Origin of the sequence: Variovorax sp. LjRoot84 (assembly GCF_964254305.1) — a bacterium.
GTDB lineage: Bacteria > Pseudomonadota > Gammaproteobacteria > Burkholderiales > Burkholderiaceae_C > Variovorax.
The window spans coordinates 2,623,425-2,639,542 of sequence record NZ_CAXUTE020000001.1 but is presented as its reverse complement, the minus strand read 5'-3'; the positions used below and the strand labels follow the sequence as shown (position 1 = coordinate 2,639,542).

Genomic DNA, 16,118 nt, shown 5'->3' with positions numbered 1-16,118 from the left:
AGCGCGCGGTGCGCACCGTCGCCTGGGGGCGGCGCTCAGGCTGCCGCTTTGGCCGCAGCGACCTGCGCCGCCACTTCGGCCGCGAAGTCGTCGACCTTCTTCTCGATGCCTTCGCCGACCACATAGAGCGTGAAGCCCTTGATCGAGGTGTTCGCCGCCTTGAGCATCTGCTCCACGGTCTGCTTGTCGTTCTTCACGAAAGCCTGGTTGTGCAGCGAGACTTCCTTCAGGTACTTCTGAACCCCGCCTTCGATGCGCTTGGTCACGATGTCGGCCGGCTGCGGCTTCTTGCCTTCGGCCTCGGCGGCCTTGCGGTCTTCCTCGGCCTTGCCGGCGGCGACCGCACGCTCTTTCTCGATCAGATCGGCCGGCACGTCGGCGCTGGAGATGGCCACCGGCTTCATCGCGGCGATGTGCATCGCAACATCCTTGGCCGAGGTGTCGTCGCCCTCGAACTCGACCATCACGCCGATGCGCGTGCCGTGCAGGTACGAGGCCAGCTTGCCGTTGCCGGCGAAGCGCTTGAAGCGGCGGAAGCTCATGTTCTCGCCGATCTTGCCGACCAGGCCCTTGCGCACGTCTTCCAGCGTCGGGCCGAAGCCGTCCTGCTCGTAGGGCAGCGCACCCAGCGCAGCCAGGTCGGCCGGGTTGTGCTTGGCGACCAGCATCGCCGCGGCATTGGCCATGGCCAGGAAGCTGTCGTTCTTGGTGACGAAGTCGGTTTCGCAGTTGATCTCGATCATGGCGCCGGCGTCGCCTTCGACGAAAGCCGTGACCACGCCTTCGGCGGTGATGCGGCCCGAGGCCTTGCCGGCCTTGTTGCCGAGCTTGATGCGCAGCAGCTCTTCGGCCTTGTCCATGTTGCCGTCGGCCTCGGTCAGCGCCTTCTTGCACTCCATCATCGGGGCGTCGGTCTTTGCGCGCAGTTCGCCGACCATGCTTGCGGTGATTGTTGCCATGTCGTTTCTCCGTTCGGTTTGTCAGTTGCGGCGGCCCGCACCCGGGCGCCGCGAAAATCAAGTTAAAAAAAAGGGGCAACAAAGCCCCTTCTTCAGGCTCGGGCGAGCGCCGATCAGGCGGAAGCGCCCTCTTCGACTTCGACGAATTCATCGCCGCTGCCTTCGGCCACGGCCTTCACCACGTCGCTGACCGCGCTGGCGCGGCCTTCGATGATCGCGTCGGCGATGCCGCGGGCGTACAGCGTGACGGCCTTGGACGAGTCGTCATTGCCCGGGATCACGTAGTCGATGCCTTCAGGCGAGTGGTTGGAATCGACCACGCCGATCAGCGGGATGCCGAGCTTCTTGGCTTCGGCCACGGCGATCTTGTGGAAGCCCACGTCGATCACGAAGATGGCGTCGGGGAGCGCAGCCATGTCCTGGATGCCGCCGATGTCCTTCTCGAGCTTCTCGATCTCGCGGGTGAAGGTGAGCTGTTCTTTCTTGCTCAGGCTGTCGAGGCCGGCTTCCTGCTGGGCCTTCATGTCCTTCAGGCGCTTGATCGAGGTCTTGACGGTCTTGAAGTTGGTCAGCATGCCGCCGAGCCAGCGGGTGTCGACAAAGGGCACGCCGGCGCGGCGCGCTTCGGCCGCCACGATCTCGCGGGCCTGGCGCTTGGTGCCGACCATCAGGATGGTGCCGCGGTTGGCGGTGAGCTGTTTCGCGTACTTCATCGCTTCCTGGAACATCGGAAGCGACTTTTCCAGGTTGATGATGTGAATCTTGTTGCGATGGCCGAAGATGTACGGGGCCATCTTGGGGTTCCAGAAGCGCGTTTGGTGACCGAAATGGACACCGGCTTCCAGCATTTCGCGCATGGTCGTCGACATAGAAATAACTCCAAAGGTTGGGTCTAAAATCCAGCCCGTTTTGCGCTCCTCCGAAAGAGGCTCACAACACCTTGAATGGGCTGGTTTGCGGATTCATCTCGCCTCGGGAAAATGCCCATGGCGAAACCCAAAGAGTATAGCACGCACCTCCCCATCGCCCTCTCTCTGTAGCCACCCTCACCCATGCGCCCTGACCTGCACGCCACCCGCCTCGCCCTGCTGGCGGGCGCTTCCGATGCGCGCACCGAAATGGAGCATTCGATTGCGCAGGCCCAGTCTCCGGGCTGCCGGCACGTTTTCACGCGCACCCTGTTCGACGAGGCGCGCCACGCCGCCGCGTCCGCGAGCCCGCAGCAACGCCTGGCCGGCCTGGCCTTTTCCGTCAAGGACTTGTTCGACCTGGCTGGCCAGCCGACGCCGGCCGGCTCGATCGTGCTGTCCCATGCGGTGGCAGCCAAGGCGGATGCCCCCGCAGTCGCGCGCCTGCGCGCCGCCGGCGGCGCACTCGTCGGCCGAACCAACATGACCGAGTTCGCCTTCTCGGGCGTGGGCATCAATCCGCACCATGGCACGCCCGCCAACGCGAGCGATGCCGCCACGCCGCGTATTCCAGGCGGCTCGTCCTCGGGAGCGGCGGTTTCGGTGGCGAGCGGCGCGGTCTTCATCGGGCTGGGCTCCGACACCGGCGGCTCGATCCGCATCCCGGCCGCGCTCAACGGCATCGTCGGTTTCAAGAATACGGCGCGGCTGGTGCCGGCAGACGGCGCCCTGCCGCTGTCGACCACGCTCGACACCGTCTGCGCCATGACGCGCTCGGTGCGAGATGCGATCACCGCGCATGAGATCCTCGCCGCCCGGCGCGTCACCGCCGGCACGGCACCGCTGTCCGCCTACCGGCTGGCGGTGGTCAAGGATCTCTTCTTCGACGAGATCGAGCCCGCGGTGGCAAGCGCCTTCGAACGGACGCTCCGGACGCTGCGCGCAGCCGGCGCCCGCATCGACGAGATCGCGCTGCCCGAACTGGCCGATCTGCGCTCGATCAACGCCACCGGTGGCTTCTCTGCGGCCGAAGCCTATGCCTGGCACCGCCTGCTGCTGGAGCGCAGCGGCGCCGGCTACGACCCTCGGGTGGCGCAGCGCATCCTCAAGGGCGCGACCATGAAGGCGCACGAGTACATCGACCTGGTCCACGCGCGCCGGGACTGGATCGCCCGCATGGAACGGGCGCTCGCGCCCTTCGACGCACTGCTCTCGCCCACCGTGCCGATCACCGCGCCGGCCATCGCCAGCGTGGCGCCCGGCGAAGAACGCGACGAGGCCTTTTTCCGCATCAACGCGCTGCTGCTGCGCAACCCGTCGGTCGTCAACATGCTCGACGGCTGCGCGATCTCGCTGCCTTGCCACGTCGAGGGCGAACTGCCCGTCGGCCTCATGCTTTGGCATGGCGCCCTACACGACGACGCGCTGCTCGCGATCGCGTTGCAGACCGAACGCGAGTTACAACAGCAGCACTAGCGGCCGCGCGCCTCGCAGGCAGGCACCGGCACATACTTCACCGCAAAGAATCGAATGAAAATCGCGATCGTGGGCGCCGGAATCATCGGCGTCACCACAGCCTGGGAGCTGGCGTCGGACGGGCACGAAGTGGTCGTGTTCGAGCGCCGCGGCGCCGCCGCGGAGGAATCCAGTTTTGCCAATGCCGGCGTAGTCGCACCCGGCTATGTCACGCCCTGGGCCGGCCCGGGCATGCGCGGCAAGGTGCTTCGCTCGCTGCTCTCCACGCACGGCGCCATCAAGCTGCGCTGGCCGCTGTCGCGGCGCGACCTGTCCTGGATGGCGCACTGGCAGCGCGCCTGCAAGCTCGAAACCTACTTGAGCAACCGCGCGCGCATGCAGCGCCTGGCCTTCTACAGTCGCACGCGGCTGCACGAGATCACCGAGGCCCGCGAGCTCAGCTACGAGCGCGCCGACGGCTACCTGGTGCTGCTGCGTTCCAAGCGCGAGAAGAAGCTCGTGCAGGCCGGCCTGGAGGTGCTGCGCGCGGCGGGCAGCAGCTTCCGCGAGGTGGATGCGGACGAGGCCCGCAAGATCGAGCCCGCGCTCAGCGCCGACACCCCGCTCGCCGGCGCCATTCACCTGCCCGAGGACGAGGTCGCCAATTGCCGGCAGTTCGCACTGCTGCTCAAGTGGGAGGCCGAGGCGCTGGGCGCCCAGTTTCATTTCAACTGCGACCTCGCGCCGCTGAAGCGCGCGGCGCCGACCGAGCTCTCGCTGGCGAGCGGCTCGGAGGGCCATCGCTTCGACGCGGTCGTGGTGTGCGCCGGCGTGGCTTCGGCCAACCTGCTGCGGCCGCTGGGCCTGCGCATTCCGCTCGCGCCGGTCTACGGCCATTCGATCAGCGCCAACATCCGCGAACCGCTCAACGCTCCGCGCAGCGCCGTGATGGACGAGCGCTACAAGGTGGCGATCTCCCGCCTCGGCCTGCGCGTGCGGGTGGCCGGAAGCGCCGAACTCGGCGGTTCGCTCGACGCGATGCACCCCACCGCACTGCAGACGCTCTACAAGGTGCTGCAGGACTGGTTTCCGGGTGCCGTCACCCTGCAGGCCGGCGTCCAGCAATGGAAAGGGGCACGGCCGATGCTGCCGGACGGTCCGCCCATCATCGGCCCGAGCGGTATACCCGGCGTGTGGCTCAATCTCGGCCATGGTTCGAGCGGCTGGGCCTTGTCGTGCGGCAGCGCGCGCGTTCTGGCGGACATGATGGGCGGCCGGGACGCTGGTGTCGACCTCGAAGGCTTGGGAATCGAACGCCTGCTGCAACACTGAAGGCGAAGCGTCCACGGCCATGCAGCGCATTACCGCCGCCACCACCGCCGACCTGTTCGACGTCGCCGCCTCGCGCCGGATCGAACAAGCGGCCGCGGCTGTGCTGCCGCCGCACACGCTGATGCAGCGCGCGGGGTTGGCGGTCGCACGCCTGGCCATGGCGATGGCGCCCCACGCGCGCACGATCTGGGTCGCCTGCGGGCCTGGCAACAACGGCGGCGATGGCTTCGAAGCGGCAGCGCAGCTGCAGCAACGCGGCTTCACGGCGGTCGTTACACGGATCGGGGACGACAGCCGGCTGCCGGCCGACGCGCGCGCTTCGCTGCAACGTGCGCGCGATGCCGGCGTGCGCTTCGCGGATGCGCCGCCGCAGCACGCCGAGCTCGCCATCGATGCGCTGCTGGGGATCGGGGCCGCGCGCCCGCCCAAAGGCTTGATGGCCGACTGGCTGCGGCGCATGCACACCGGCCCCGCGGCCGTGCTCAGCGTCGATACGCCCTCGGGCCTGAATGCAGACACCGGCATGCTGTCGATGGATTTCCCCGTGCCTTCCACTGCCGTCCGGCGCGCCTGCCTGAGCCTGCTGACGCTCAAGCCCGGCCCCTTCACGGCCCAGGGTCGCGATGCAGCCGGCGATGTGTGGTTCGACGACCTGGGCATCGCGCCGGCTGCCGAGCGCGCCACCGCCCGCTTGGCCGGCGCGCCGCCCGAACAGCCGCGACGGCACGCTTCACACAAGGGAAGCTACGGCGACGTGGCGGTGATCGGCGGCGCGCCCGGCATGGCCGGTGCCGCACTGCTGGCGGCGTCCGCAGCCTTGAACGCCGGCGCCGGACGCGTGTTCGTCGCCCCACTCGACACCCAGCTCGCCATGCTCGACGCCGTGCAGCCCGAGCTGATGTTCCGGCGTCCTGAAGCGCTGGATCTGAGCGCCATGACGGTCGTTTGCGGCTGCGGCGGCGGCTCGGCGGTACGCGATCTTCTAGCGCGAGTGATGGAGACGGCCCATGCGCTGGTGCTCGATGCCGACGCGCTCAATGCCATCGCAGTCGAAGACGCCTTGCAGACCCTGCTCGTTGCACGCACGCAGGCAGCCCGTGCGACGGTGCTCACGCCGCATCCCCTGGAGGCCGCGCGACTGTTGAATGTGAACGCGATCGAGGTGCAAAGCGACCGACTGCGTGCAGCGCATCGGCTCGTGGAGCGCTTCGGCGCGACGGTCGTCCTCAAGGGCTCGGGCACCATCGTGGCCGCAGCGGGCATCACGCCCGTGATCAACACCACCGGCAATGCCCGGCTCGCCACCGCGGGCACGGGCGACGTGCTGGCGGGCATGATCGGCGCCGCGCTGGCTGCCGGTCGGCCGACGATGGCCGCGGCCTGCGAGGCGGTATGGCGGCACGGCCACATCGCCGATCGATGGCCTGCCGAAAGCCCCCTCACCGCCAGCGCACTGGCGCGCGGTTGAGCGCGTCTATCCGCGCCCCACGAAGGGCATCTTGGTAGCCATCACCGTGTGGAACAGCACGTTGGCCTCCAAGGGCAGGTTCGCCATGTAGAGCACCGACTGGCCGACGATGGACACGTCCATCACCGGCTCGATCGCGATCTCGCCGTTGGCCTGCGGAACGCCCTTGGCCATGCGCGCGGCCAGCTCTGTCAGCGCATTGCCGACATCGATCTGTCCGACCGCGATGTCGTGCTTGCGCCCGTCGAGCGATGCCGTCTTGGTGAGGCCTTCCACCGCGTGCTTGGTCGCGGTATAGGCGATCGAGTTGGGCCGCGGCGAGGTGGCGGAGATCGAGCCGTTGTTGATGATGCGGCCGCCCCGCGGCGTCTGTGCCTTCATCGTGCGGAAGGCCTGCTGGATGCAATAGAACATCCCATTCAGGTTGATGTCGACCACGCCTCGCCACTGCTCCGGCGTCCAGTCCTCGAAGGGGCCGGGCGGATTGCCGACGCCCGCGTTGTTGAACAGCAGGTCGACGCGGCCGAAGCGCTCCACCGCGGCAGCGAACAAGGCCTGCACCGACTCCGGATTGGCCACGTCGGTAGGCACCGGGAACGCGCGCGCGCCGGCGCCAGAAGCATCGGCCACTTCCTCAAGCGGCTCGAGCCGGCGGCCGGCCAGCACCACGCTCCAGCCGTCGGCCAGCAACGCGAGTGCGGCGGCGCGGCCGATGCCGGTGCCTGCGCCCGTGACGACCGCGATGCGGTTCTTCTTCTCTGTGCTCATCTTCGTTTCTCCTTCAGCGGCGCGGCTTGCGCCCTTTCATCTTGTTGGCCGCCTTCTTGACGGCCGACCGGAAGGCCTGCATGGCCGATTGCGGCGCGGCTGCAGCGACCCGGTCGCCGCGTTCGACGGCGGCCTCGGGCTTCTTGCTGCGCGCACTGCGCTTGGCCGATGCCTTGGCCGGCACGCCGCCGGTGGCGACGCCCTTGTCCTTCATGGCACGCGTGCCCAACTCCTCGCCTTCGCGCACCAGGCGGAAATCGATCTTGCGGCCGTCGAGATCGACGCGGCTCACCTGCACCCGCACCCGCGTGCCGATCGCATAGCGGATGCCCGTGCGCTCGCCGCGCAATTCCTGCCGCTGCTCGTCGAACTTGAAGTATTCGCCGCCGAGTTCGGTGATGTGAACCAGGCCTTCGACGTACATTGCGTCGAGCGTGACGAAGATGCCGAAGGTGGTGGCCGCCGTGACCACGCCGCCGTATTCCTCGCCGAGGTGTTCGCGCATGTACTTGCACTTGAGCCAGGCTTCCACGTCGCGGCTGGCTTCGTCGGCGCGCCGCTCGTTGGCGCTGCAGTGCAGGCCCGCAGCTTCCCACGCCAACACCTCCTTGCTGGGCGCCACAGTGGCCTTCTGCGGTTTGGCCGTGGGCGCCTTCACGCGCAACGCCAGCCGCTTGGCGAGCTTGGCATGCGCCTCGCCCGGCGTCGGCAGCATCGGCAGCTGGTACTTGGTCTTGCCGAGGATGGCCTTGATCACGCGATGCACCAGCAGATCGGGATAACGCCGGATCGGGCTCGTGAAGTGCGTGTAGGCCTCGTAGGCCAAACCGAAATGGCCGCTGTTGATTGGCGTGTAGATGGCCTGCTGCATCGAACGCAGCAGCATGGTGTGGATCTGCTGCGCGTCAGGACGCTCCTTCGTCGCCTCGGCGATGGCCTGGAACTCGCCGGGCTTCGGATCGTCCGTGATCGAAAGCCCGACGCCCATCGCCTTCAGGTAGCCGCGCAGGATCTCCTTCTTCTCGGGGGTCGGTCCTTCGTGCACGCGGTACAGGCCCGGATGCTTGCCTTCGGCGATGAAGTCCGCGCTGCAGACATTGGCGGCCAGCATGGCCTCCTCGATCAGGCGGTGCGCTTCGTTGCGCGTGCGCGGCACGATCTTCTCGATGCGGCCGGCATCGTCGCAAATGATCTGCGTCTCGGTGGTCTCGAAGTCGACCGCGCCGCGCTTCGAACGCTGGTTGAGCAGCGCGCGATAGACGTCGTGCAGGTTCAGCAGGTCCTTCACCCGATCCTTGCGCTTCGCCGCTTCCGGGCCGCGCGTGTTGCCGAGGATGGCGGCCACCTCGGTGTAGGTGAAGCGCGCATGGCTCCACATCACCGCCGGGTAGAACTGATAGGCGTAGATCTCGCCGTCGGCCGCGACCAGCATGTCGCAGACCATGCACAGGCGCTCGACCTCGGGGTTGAGCGAGCACAGCCCGTTCGACAGCTTCTCGGGCAGCATCGGGATCACGCGGCGCGGGAAGTAGACGCTGGTGGCGCGGTCGTAGGCATCGATGTCGATCGCGGAGCCGGTCTGCACATAGGAACTGACATCGGCGATCGCGACCAGCAGGCGCCAGCCCTTGCCGCGGCCCACCTTGGCCGGCTCGCAGTACACCGCATCGTCGAAGTCGCGCGCATCCTCGCCGTCGATGGTGACCAGGGGCACGTCGGTCAGGTCGATGCGGCCCTTCTTGTCGGCCGCTCGCACCTTGTCGGGCAACGCCTTGGCTTCGGCCAGGCAGGCTTCGGAAAACTCGTGCGGCACGCCGTACTTGCGCACCGCGATCTCGATCTCCATGCCGGGGTCGTCGATCTCGCCCAGCACTTCCTTCACGCGGCCGACGGGTTGGCCGAACAACGCCGGCGGCTCGGTCAGTTGCACGACAACCACCTGGCCGACCTTGGCCGTGCCGGTGGCGCCCTTGGGAATCAGAACGTCCTGGCCGTAGCGCTTGTCTTCCGGCGCGACGAGCCAGATGCCGCCTTCATGCAGCAGGCGCCCGATGATCGGCTGCTCGGGCCGCTCGATGATCTCGACCACGCGCCCCTCGGGACGACCGCGGCGGTCCTGGCGCACGACGCGCGCCTTGACGCGGTCCTTGTGCAGCACCGCGCGCATCTCGTTGGGGGGCAGATAGATGTCGGCTTCGCCGTCGTCGCGCTGCACAAAACCGTGTCCATCGCGATGGCCTTGCACCGTGCCTTCAACCTCGTCCAGCAGTCCGCTGGGGTGGCTTAAATTTTTGATATGATCTCTCTCTTTCCTGAAATTCAAAACCTGTTGCGAAGGACTAGTTCCCAAGCAGCATGTGGGCCCAGATGGCGGAATTGGTAGACGCACTAGTTTCAGGTACTAGCGAGTAACATCGTGGAGGTTCGAGTCCTCTTCTGGGCACCAAGTTTAGATAATCCCTCTCGGGGTTCCTCGATTCAAGCCACCGGTTTCCGGTGGCTTTTTTCTTGTCCGTCTGCGGCATCTATTAGACAGGCAGCGCGATCAGGTCGTGGCCCTCGGCGCCGACGATGCGGGCCCGGGTGAATTCGCCGACCTTCAAGGTCTTGCTGATCTTCTCGGGCGGCAGCAGCCGCACGATGCCGTCGATCTCGGGCGCGTCGGCGTAGCTCCGACCCACGCCACCTTTGCGCCCCATGCCGGGCGCCGAATCCACCAGCACCTGCATCGTCGCGCCGATGCGCCTTTGCAGCTTCGCGATCGACACCGCTTCGGCCACTTCCATGAAGCGTGCACGCCGTGCCTCGCGCTCGGCCTCGGGCAGCATGCCCGGAATCTCGTTGGCGGCTGCGCCCTGCACCGGGCTGTAGGCAAAGCAGCCGGCGCGGTCGATCTCCGCCTCGCGGATGAAGGCGAGCAGGTGCTCGAACTCCTTTTCCGTCTCGCCGGGAAAGCCCGCGATGAAGGTGCTGCGGATCACGAGCTCGGGACACACCTCGCGCCAGCGCGCGATGCGCTCCAGGTTCTTCTCGCCGCTCGCAGGCCGCTTCATGCGCTTGAGCACGTCGGGATGGCTGTGCTGCAGCGGCACGTCGAGGTAGGGCAGCACCTGGCCGCTCGCCATCAGCGGGATGACTTCGTCGACGCTGGGATACGGATACACATAGTGCAGCCGCACCCAGGCGCCATAGGGCTCGGCGATTTCGCCCAAGGTACGCACCAGTTCGAGCATGCGCGTCTTGACCGGCTTGCCGTCCCAGAAGCCGGTACGGTACTTCACGTCCACGCCATAGGCCGAGGTGTCCTGGCTGATCACCAGCAGTTCCTTGACGCCGCCTTCGAACAACGCCTTGGCTTCGCCCAACACGTCGCCGACCGGCCGCGAGACGAGATCGCCGCGCATCGAGGGAATGATGCAGAAGGTACAGCGGTGATTGCAGCCCTCGCTGATCTTCAGGTATGCATAGTGCCTCGGCGTCAGCTTCAGCCCTGCGATGCCAAAGGCCTGCGGCACCAAGTCGACAAAGGGGTCGTGCGGCTTCGGCAGATTCGCGTGCACCGCATCCATCACCTCCTGCGTCGCATGCGGGCCGGTGACGGCCAGCACACTGGGATGCATCTGGCGCACCAGGTTGCCGCCCTCCTCGCCCGTCTTGGCGCCCAGGCATCCCGTCACGATCACGCGGCCGTTGCCGGCCAGCGCCTCGCCGATGGTGTCGAGGCTCTCCTTGACCGCGTCGTCGATGAAGCCGCAGGTGTTGACGATCACGAGGTCGGCGCCCTCGAAAGTCTTGGAGGTCTGATAGCCCTCGGCGCTCAGTTGGGTGAGGATCAGTTCGGAATCGGTCAGCGCCTTGGGGCAGCCGAGGCTCACGAAGCCAACTTTGGGGGCGGCCGGCGCGGCAATTCGTTCAGGGGAGGCAACTTCGCTCATATCCCCCTATTGTCCCAGCTATCGGGCTCCGCGCCCGATCTAGGGCCGCTTGATGCCAAAGGCGCCCAGAACCTGCTCCGTGTTCTTCTGCATCTGGTCCTGCATCTGCAGGAACACGTGCTTCGATTGTTCGACGTAACTGCCCATCAGGCCCTGCAGCATCGGGGACTGCATGGTCATGAACCGGGCCCACATCTCGGGCGTCAGGTTCTGCGCCTTTTCGGCCAATTGCGCCTGCACCTCCGTCATGGCCTGGATGTTCTTCTCGAGATAGGGACCCATGTAGCTCTGCATGGCCTGGCCGTAGAAGCGGATGATGGTGGCCAGCACCTGTTCGGTGAACATCGGCGCGCCGCCGGCCTCTTCTTCGAGAATGATCTGCAAGAGGATGCTGCGCGTGAGGTCGTCGCCGCTCTTGGCGTCGCGCACCACGAAGGGCGCCTTGTCCATCACCAGTTGCTTGACTTCGGCGAGCGTGATGTAGGTGGAGGTTTCCGTGTCGTAGAGCCTTCGGTTCGGATACTTCTTAATCACCCGCTGTACCGGTTTGGCACCGGCGGATTTCTTGCTCTGCACTACGGACTCCTTCAAGTTTTCACGCCAGGGGCGCGCGAACAAATTCTAGGGAGCGGTTTTGCTGCACCGCGCCAAGGTTTACCCTGACGGGAGCGTCAGTCCAGCGAAGTGGTGTATTCCGCGCCGCACACCTTGCAGACGGCCGATTCGGGGCGCTCTTCGTTACTTTCGCGAAAGTGCAAGGGGCTCTTGACGCCGTTGAAAACCCAGCAACGCGGGCAATGCTCCTGGCCGCCCAGCGGCAGATAGCCTCGGGCCCGCTGTTCGGCACGCTCCCGCGTGACAGGAGCGCCCTGCCGCACCGTGCGCGCAACGTCTTCCGCAGCCATGGTGCCGGCCCGGCCGTTGGCGCGATCATTGAGTCCGTAGACCACGCGTGCGAATTCGAGCGGAGCCTGCCGCAACAGGGCGGCGAGACGAAGCTCCTCGAGTGCCGGGTCGCTCTCAGCCGCTGGCGTGTTCATCGGTTCCCTGAGTCAAGTGCTTTGGAGATGGCGGACGGCCAAGTTACCACAACTGACGGCGTATCCGCCAGTCGACGAAGGCAGTAGGCCTTGTGTTGAGGACGCAGGAAACCGGGGGATGCGAGACCTGAAAGCGCAGGCAACCGTTGGTTGAGCGGATGCTGCGATCAGGAAAAAATTGGTAGGCGCGATTGGACTCGAACCAACGACCCCCACCATGTCAAGGTGGTGCTCTAACCAGCTGAGCTACGCGCCTAAGGATGTGTCCGAGAAGCCGAGATTGTAGCAGGCCGCGAGGCCGCTTTTTTCAGCGACGACGGGCAGAACGCACACCGGCCACCGCGGCCACCACGTTGAGCACCTGTGCGAGCCGCGCGGCATCGGCGATCTCGATCGTGAAAGTCATCCATGCGGTGCCCTTGACGGACTGGGTCTGCACGCCGATCACGTTCATCTTCTCGCGCGCGAACACATCGGAAATATCGCGCAGCAAGCCCTGGCGATCAGCGGCTTCGACCGCCACGTCGACCGCGTAGACCGAGCCCGCATCGGCCTTCTGCTCGCCCCACTCGACGTCGATCACGCGCTCGGCATCGCGCATGGCCATCATGCGGAAGCTGCTGCAGTCCGCACGGTGGATGCTGACGCCGTGGCCTCGAGTCACGAAGCCGCGGATCGCATCGGGCGGCGCCGGCTTGCAGCACTTGGCAAGCTGCGTCATCAGCGAGGAGACGCCGACCACCAGCACGCCGCCCTTGCCCGCGTTGCCACCGGCGCGTGCCTTCTTGATGATCACGCCGTCGTCCGGACCGGGCGCGGGCTCCGGAGGACGCAGCAGCATCTCGATGTTGCGCAGCGAGAACTCGTCCTTGCCCACCACTTCGAACAGGTTGTCGGCCGACTTGAAGCCCAGCTGCGAAGCGAGGTCGTCGAGCTTCAGCGCGGTCTTGCCTTCGCGCTGCAGCACCTTCTCGACCGCCTCGCGGCCGCGCGCCACCGTCTCGTGCGTGATCTGCGCGTTGAACCAGGCTCGCACCTTTGCGCGTGCGCGATGGCTCGCGAGGTAGCCCAGCTCCGCATTGAGCCAGTCGCGCGAGGGGCCGCCTTCCTTGGCCGCGATGATCTCCACCGTCTGCCCGTTCTGCAGCGGCGTGTTGAGCGGCACCATCGCGCCGTCGACGCGCGCGCCGCGGCAGCGGTGGCCCAGGCTCGTGTGCACCGTGTAGGCGAAGTCGACCGCTGTCGCGCCCTGTGGCAATTCGACGATCGCCGCGTCGGGCGTCAGCACGTAGATGCGGTCGTCGAACAGGCCCTGCCCCTGCGAGCCACCGGACAGGTCGCGCTCCCAGGCCAGCAGTTGGCGCAGCACCGCGATCTTGGCGTCGTACTCGCCGCTCGCCCAGACGCCGGCATAGCCCTTGTGGCCCGCTTCCTTGTAGGCCCAGTGCGCAGCCACGCCGTGCTCGGCGTGGTCGTGCATCTCCTCGGTGCGGATCTGGATCTCGATCGGCTTGCCGGCCTGGCCGTCGACCACTTCGCGCACCACCGTGTGCAGCGACTGGTAGCCGTTGGGCTTGGGCCGCGCGATGTAGTCGTCGAACTCCTCGTCGATCGGCTGGAAGTGCGAATGCACCCAGGCCAGCGCCGCATAGCAATCCTTGACGTCCGCCACCACCACGCGCAGCGCCATGATGTCGAAGACCTGCGCGAAGTCGAGCGACTTGCCGCGCATCTTCTTCACGATGCTGTAGATGTTCTTCGGCCGGCCCTGCACGGTCGCCTTGACGCCCTCCTCGGCCAGCTCCCGTTCGAGGCGCGCACGCAACTGTTCGACGTAGCCTTCGCGCTCGACGCGCTTCTCGTCGAGCAGCCGCGCGATGACCTTGTAGGTCTCGGGCTCGAGAAAACGGAAGGACAGGTCCTCGATCTCCCACTTGACCTGCCAGATGCCGAGCCGGTTCGCGAGCGGCGCGAATACCTGCAGGGATTCGCGCGCCACGCCTTCCGGCACGGGCTGCTTGACTGAAGCCGCGTGGCGCAGCGTCTGCAGGCGCGAAGCCAGCCGCAGCATCACGACCCGCAGATCACGAGAGAACGCAAGCAGCATCTTGCGCACGTTCTCCGTCTGCGTGCCCGCGCCATCCGCCAGGTGCGCGCTGGCCGTCGCCGAACGCGCCTGCTTCTGCACATGCACGAGCTTGGTGGTTTCCACCGCGAGCGCCGCGAAGTTGTCCCCGAACACCTTGGCGATCACTTCCTGCGGCCGGTTCAGGTGCTGGCACGAGTAGACCAGGTAGCTGGCCGCCTGCATCGCCTCCGATCCGCCCATGGCCGCGACGATCGCGGCCACCGCATCGGCATGCGCGAGCGTGTTCTCGCCGGTGTCCAGCGTTTCGTCGGCAATCAGCGGCTCGGCGAAGGCGCGTGCGCGCGCGAGCATGTTCTCGACCACCGGCGTGCGATCGGCCGTCGCTGCCGACAGCGGATAGTCGACCACCGCGGAGCCGGACAACGAGAGATTGGGCTGTTCGCGCTTCACTCGGTCGCTCCCTCCCGGGCAGCGTATTGGAGAGCAGGCTCGGTCATGAAACAGAAGAAGTCGCGATGAAGATAATTGTCTCGTTGCATCCTAATTCATCCGGAGATTGACCATCATGCTCAAAGGCAAAACCGCGCTTGTCACGGGGTCCACCAGTGGCATCGGCCTCGGTATCGCGAAGGCGCTGGCGCAACAGGGCGCCAACATCGTGCTCAACGGTTTCGGCGATGCCGACAAGCCCAAGGCCGAGGTCGAAGCGCTCGGCGTGAGGGTCGACTATCACGGCGCCGACATGAGCCAGCCGGCACAGATCGAAGAGATGATGAAGTTCGCGGCTGAAAAGTTCGGTCGCGTCGACATCCTCGTCAATAACGCCGGCATCCAGCATGTCGCGAAGGTCGAGGACTTCCCGGTGGAGCGCTGGGATGCCGTGATCGCGATCAACCTTACAAGCGCCTTCCACACCACCCGCCTCGCCGTGCCCGCCATGCGCGAAGCCAACTGGGGCCGCATCATCAACATCGCCTCGGCGCACGGCCTCGTGGCCTCGGCCCAGAAATCCGCATACGTGGCCGCCAAGCACGGCATCGTCGGCCTCACCAAGGCCGTGGCGCTCGAAACCGCGACCACCGGCATCACGAGCAATGCGATCTGCCCGGGCTGGGTGCTGACGCCGCTGGTTCAGAAGCAGATCGACGACCGTTCTGCGCGCGAAGGCATTTCGGTCACGCAGGCGCAGAACGATCTGCTGGGCGAAAAGCAGCCTTCGCTGCAGTTCACCACGGTGGAACAACTGGGCGGGCTCGCGGTATTTCTTTGCTCGCCCGCTGCCGACCAGGTGCGCGGCGTCGCGTGGCAAGTCGACGGCGGCTGGACCGCGCAGTAGCACAGCCCCCGGCTTTTTACTTCGCTTCGCTGCGTGTAACTCCACCCCCCCGAGGGGAGGCTCGGCCGCCTTGGGGCGGCCCGGCGGCGGCCGACTATTTCAACTGCACCGAGCCCGAAACGTTGACGACGACGCTGGTCTTGCCGGCCTCGACCGGCACCGCCGCGTCGTAGTTCATCTTCGACGAAGCCTCCACGGCCATCATGCGCGGCCGGATCGGCCCGCCCTGATTGGCGTTGACCGACACTTCGCGCAAGGTGTAGCCGCCGAAGCCGAAGCCCTTGGCCAGCTCGCCGGCCTTCTGCTTGAAGTTCTCGATCGCGATCGTTTGCGCCTCGGCCTCCACCTTGGCGCGCTGCTCGCGGCTCAGGCCGAAACCGATGCCGCCCACCGTGAGCGTGGAGACGCGACCCGCGGTCTGCGTGATGCGCGGAAAGTCCTTGCCTTCCAGCACCAGCTCGGTGGTGCCCTGCCAGCCGGTGATCTTGCCGTCGCGCGTGTAGCGCGGCACGAGGCTGAAATTGCCGGTACGCACATCGAGCTGGCCGGGTTGCGCATTCTTGCGCGCCTCCGCCAGCGCCGCGTCGAGCGCAGTCTTCAGCTGTGCCTGCACCGTTGCGGCGTCGGCCGCATCGCGCGTGGTGCTGAGCGTCATGCTCAGCAGGTCCTGCTGCACTTCGACCGTTCCCGTGGCCGACAGCTGCAGCACGTTCTGCGGCGGCGCCCAGGGCGCGCTCTGGGCCAAGGCGGCGCCGGCATTCATGATCAACACGGCACAGGCCGCGATCCGTCTGACATTCTTATTGTTCAAAGCAAGAAAACCCGAGT

At 66.5% G+C, this 16,118-nt stretch carries 13 protein-coding genes and 2 tRNA genes; 5 read left to right on the top strand and 10 right to left on the bottom strand.

Translation table 11 applies throughout. From position 1 onward, the window contains the following. Positions 1 to 35: 35 nt before the first annotated feature. Together tsf and rpsB are read right to left on the bottom strand one after the other, a co-directional pair. Positions 36 to 959: a translation elongation factor Ts gene (gene tsf, locus ACSQ9I_RS13385; RefSeq protein WP_093109247.1), complete on the bottom strand. Its 924-nt coding sequence runs from the start codon at positions 957 to 959 to the stop codon at positions 36 to 38. A 113-nt stretch (positions 960 to 1,072) separates the two neighbouring features. Beyond that, entirely contained in the window at positions 1,073 to 1,828 is a 756-nt protein-coding gene (rpsB, locus tag ACSQ9I_RS13380; RefSeq protein WP_436292547.1) for a 30S ribosomal protein S2, read from the bottom strand. 183 nt (positions 1,829 to 2,011) lie between these two features. Between rpsB and ACSQ9I_RS13375 the strand changes: the two genes are divergently transcribed. The 3 genes from ACSQ9I_RS13375 to ACSQ9I_RS13365 are packed head-to-tail and all read left to right on the top strand — an operon-like array spanning position 2,012 to position 6,122. Further along, a complete protein-coding gene (locus ACSQ9I_RS13375; RefSeq protein WP_436313462.1) occupies positions 2,012 to 3,343 on the top strand; it encodes an amidase in 1,332 nt (443 codons plus the stop codon). Between the two features lie 54 nt (positions 3,344 to 3,397). Then, a complete protein-coding gene (locus ACSQ9I_RS13370) occupies positions 3,398 to 4,654 on the top strand; it encodes a D-amino acid dehydrogenase (RefSeq protein WP_093109244.1) in 1,257 nt (418 codons plus the stop codon). Between the two features lie 19 nt (positions 4,655 to 4,673). Continuing rightward, the gene (locus ACSQ9I_RS13365; RefSeq protein ID WP_436313461.1) at positions 4,674 to 6,122 is read left to right on the top strand and encodes an NAD(P)H-hydrate dehydratase; all 1,449 of its coding nucleotides are present in this window, start codon (positions 4,674 to 4,676) and stop codon (positions 6,120 to 6,122) included. A 6-nt stretch (positions 6,123 to 6,128) separates the two neighbouring features. Here ACSQ9I_RS13365 and ACSQ9I_RS13360 read toward each other — a convergent pair whose 3' ends face one another. Then, positions 6,129 to 6,890 carry an SDR family oxidoreductase gene (locus tag ACSQ9I_RS13360; RefSeq protein WP_436313460.1) on the bottom strand — a complete coding sequence of 254 codons (762 nt, stop codon included), beginning with the start codon at positions 6,888 to 6,890 and terminating at the stop codon, positions 6,129 to 6,131. A gap of 13 nt (positions 6,891 to 6,903) precedes the next feature. After that, positions 6,904 to 9,159, bottom strand: coding sequence for a ribonuclease R (gene rnr / locus ACSQ9I_RS13355; RefSeq protein ID WP_170855681.1), 2,256 nt, complete (start codon positions 9,157 to 9,159; stop codon positions 6,904 to 6,906). A 92-nt stretch (positions 9,160 to 9,251) separates the two neighbouring features. Here rnr and ACSQ9I_RS13350 point away from each other — a divergent pair. Further along, positions 9,252 to 9,336: transfer RNA gene (locus ACSQ9I_RS13350), tRNA-Leu, on the top strand. A gap of 82 nt (positions 9,337 to 9,418) precedes the next feature. On the opposite strand, the gene rimO is transcribed toward ACSQ9I_RS13350, so the two are convergent. From rimO to ACSQ9I_RS13325, 5 genes are all read right to left on the bottom strand, one after another. After that, a complete protein-coding gene (gene rimO, locus ACSQ9I_RS13345; protein ID WP_436303853.1) occupies positions 9,419 to 10,825 on the bottom strand; it encodes a 30S ribosomal protein S12 methylthiotransferase RimO in 1,407 nt (468 codons plus the stop codon). A 39-nt stretch (positions 10,826 to 10,864) separates the two neighbouring features. Beyond that, a complete protein-coding gene (gene phaR, locus ACSQ9I_RS13340; protein ID WP_244503952.1) occupies positions 10,865 to 11,401 on the bottom strand; it encodes a polyhydroxyalkanoate synthesis repressor PhaR in 537 nt (178 codons plus the stop codon). 95 nt (positions 11,402 to 11,496) lie between these two features. After that, positions 11,497 to 11,865 carry a hypothetical protein gene (locus tag ACSQ9I_RS13335; protein ID WP_436313459.1) on the bottom strand — a complete coding sequence of 123 codons (369 nt, stop codon included), beginning with the start codon at positions 11,863 to 11,865 and terminating at the stop codon, positions 11,497 to 11,499. 179 nt (positions 11,866 to 12,044) lie between these two features. After that, positions 12,045 to 12,121, bottom strand: a tRNA-Val gene (locus ACSQ9I_RS13330). 51 nt (positions 12,122 to 12,172) lie between these two features. Continuing rightward, positions 12,173 to 14,404 carry a RelA/SpoT family protein gene (locus ACSQ9I_RS13325; protein ID WP_436292542.1) on the bottom strand — a complete coding sequence of 744 codons (2,232 nt, stop codon included), beginning with the start codon at positions 14,402 to 14,404 and terminating at the stop codon, positions 12,173 to 12,175. 115 nt (positions 14,405 to 14,519) lie between these two features. On the opposite strand from ACSQ9I_RS13325, the gene ACSQ9I_RS13320 reads away from it, so the two are divergent. Next, entirely contained in the window at positions 14,520 to 15,290 is a 771-nt protein-coding gene (locus ACSQ9I_RS13320; RefSeq protein WP_093109237.1) for a 3-hydroxybutyrate dehydrogenase, read from the top strand. 94 nt (positions 15,291 to 15,384) lie between these two features. On the opposite strand, the gene ACSQ9I_RS13315 is transcribed toward ACSQ9I_RS13320, so the two are convergent. Continuing rightward, a complete protein-coding gene (locus ACSQ9I_RS13315; protein ID WP_093109266.1) occupies positions 15,385 to 16,053 on the bottom strand; it encodes an SIMPL domain-containing protein in 669 nt (222 codons plus the stop codon). Between the last annotated feature and the right edge of the window lie 65 nt (positions 16,054 to 16,118).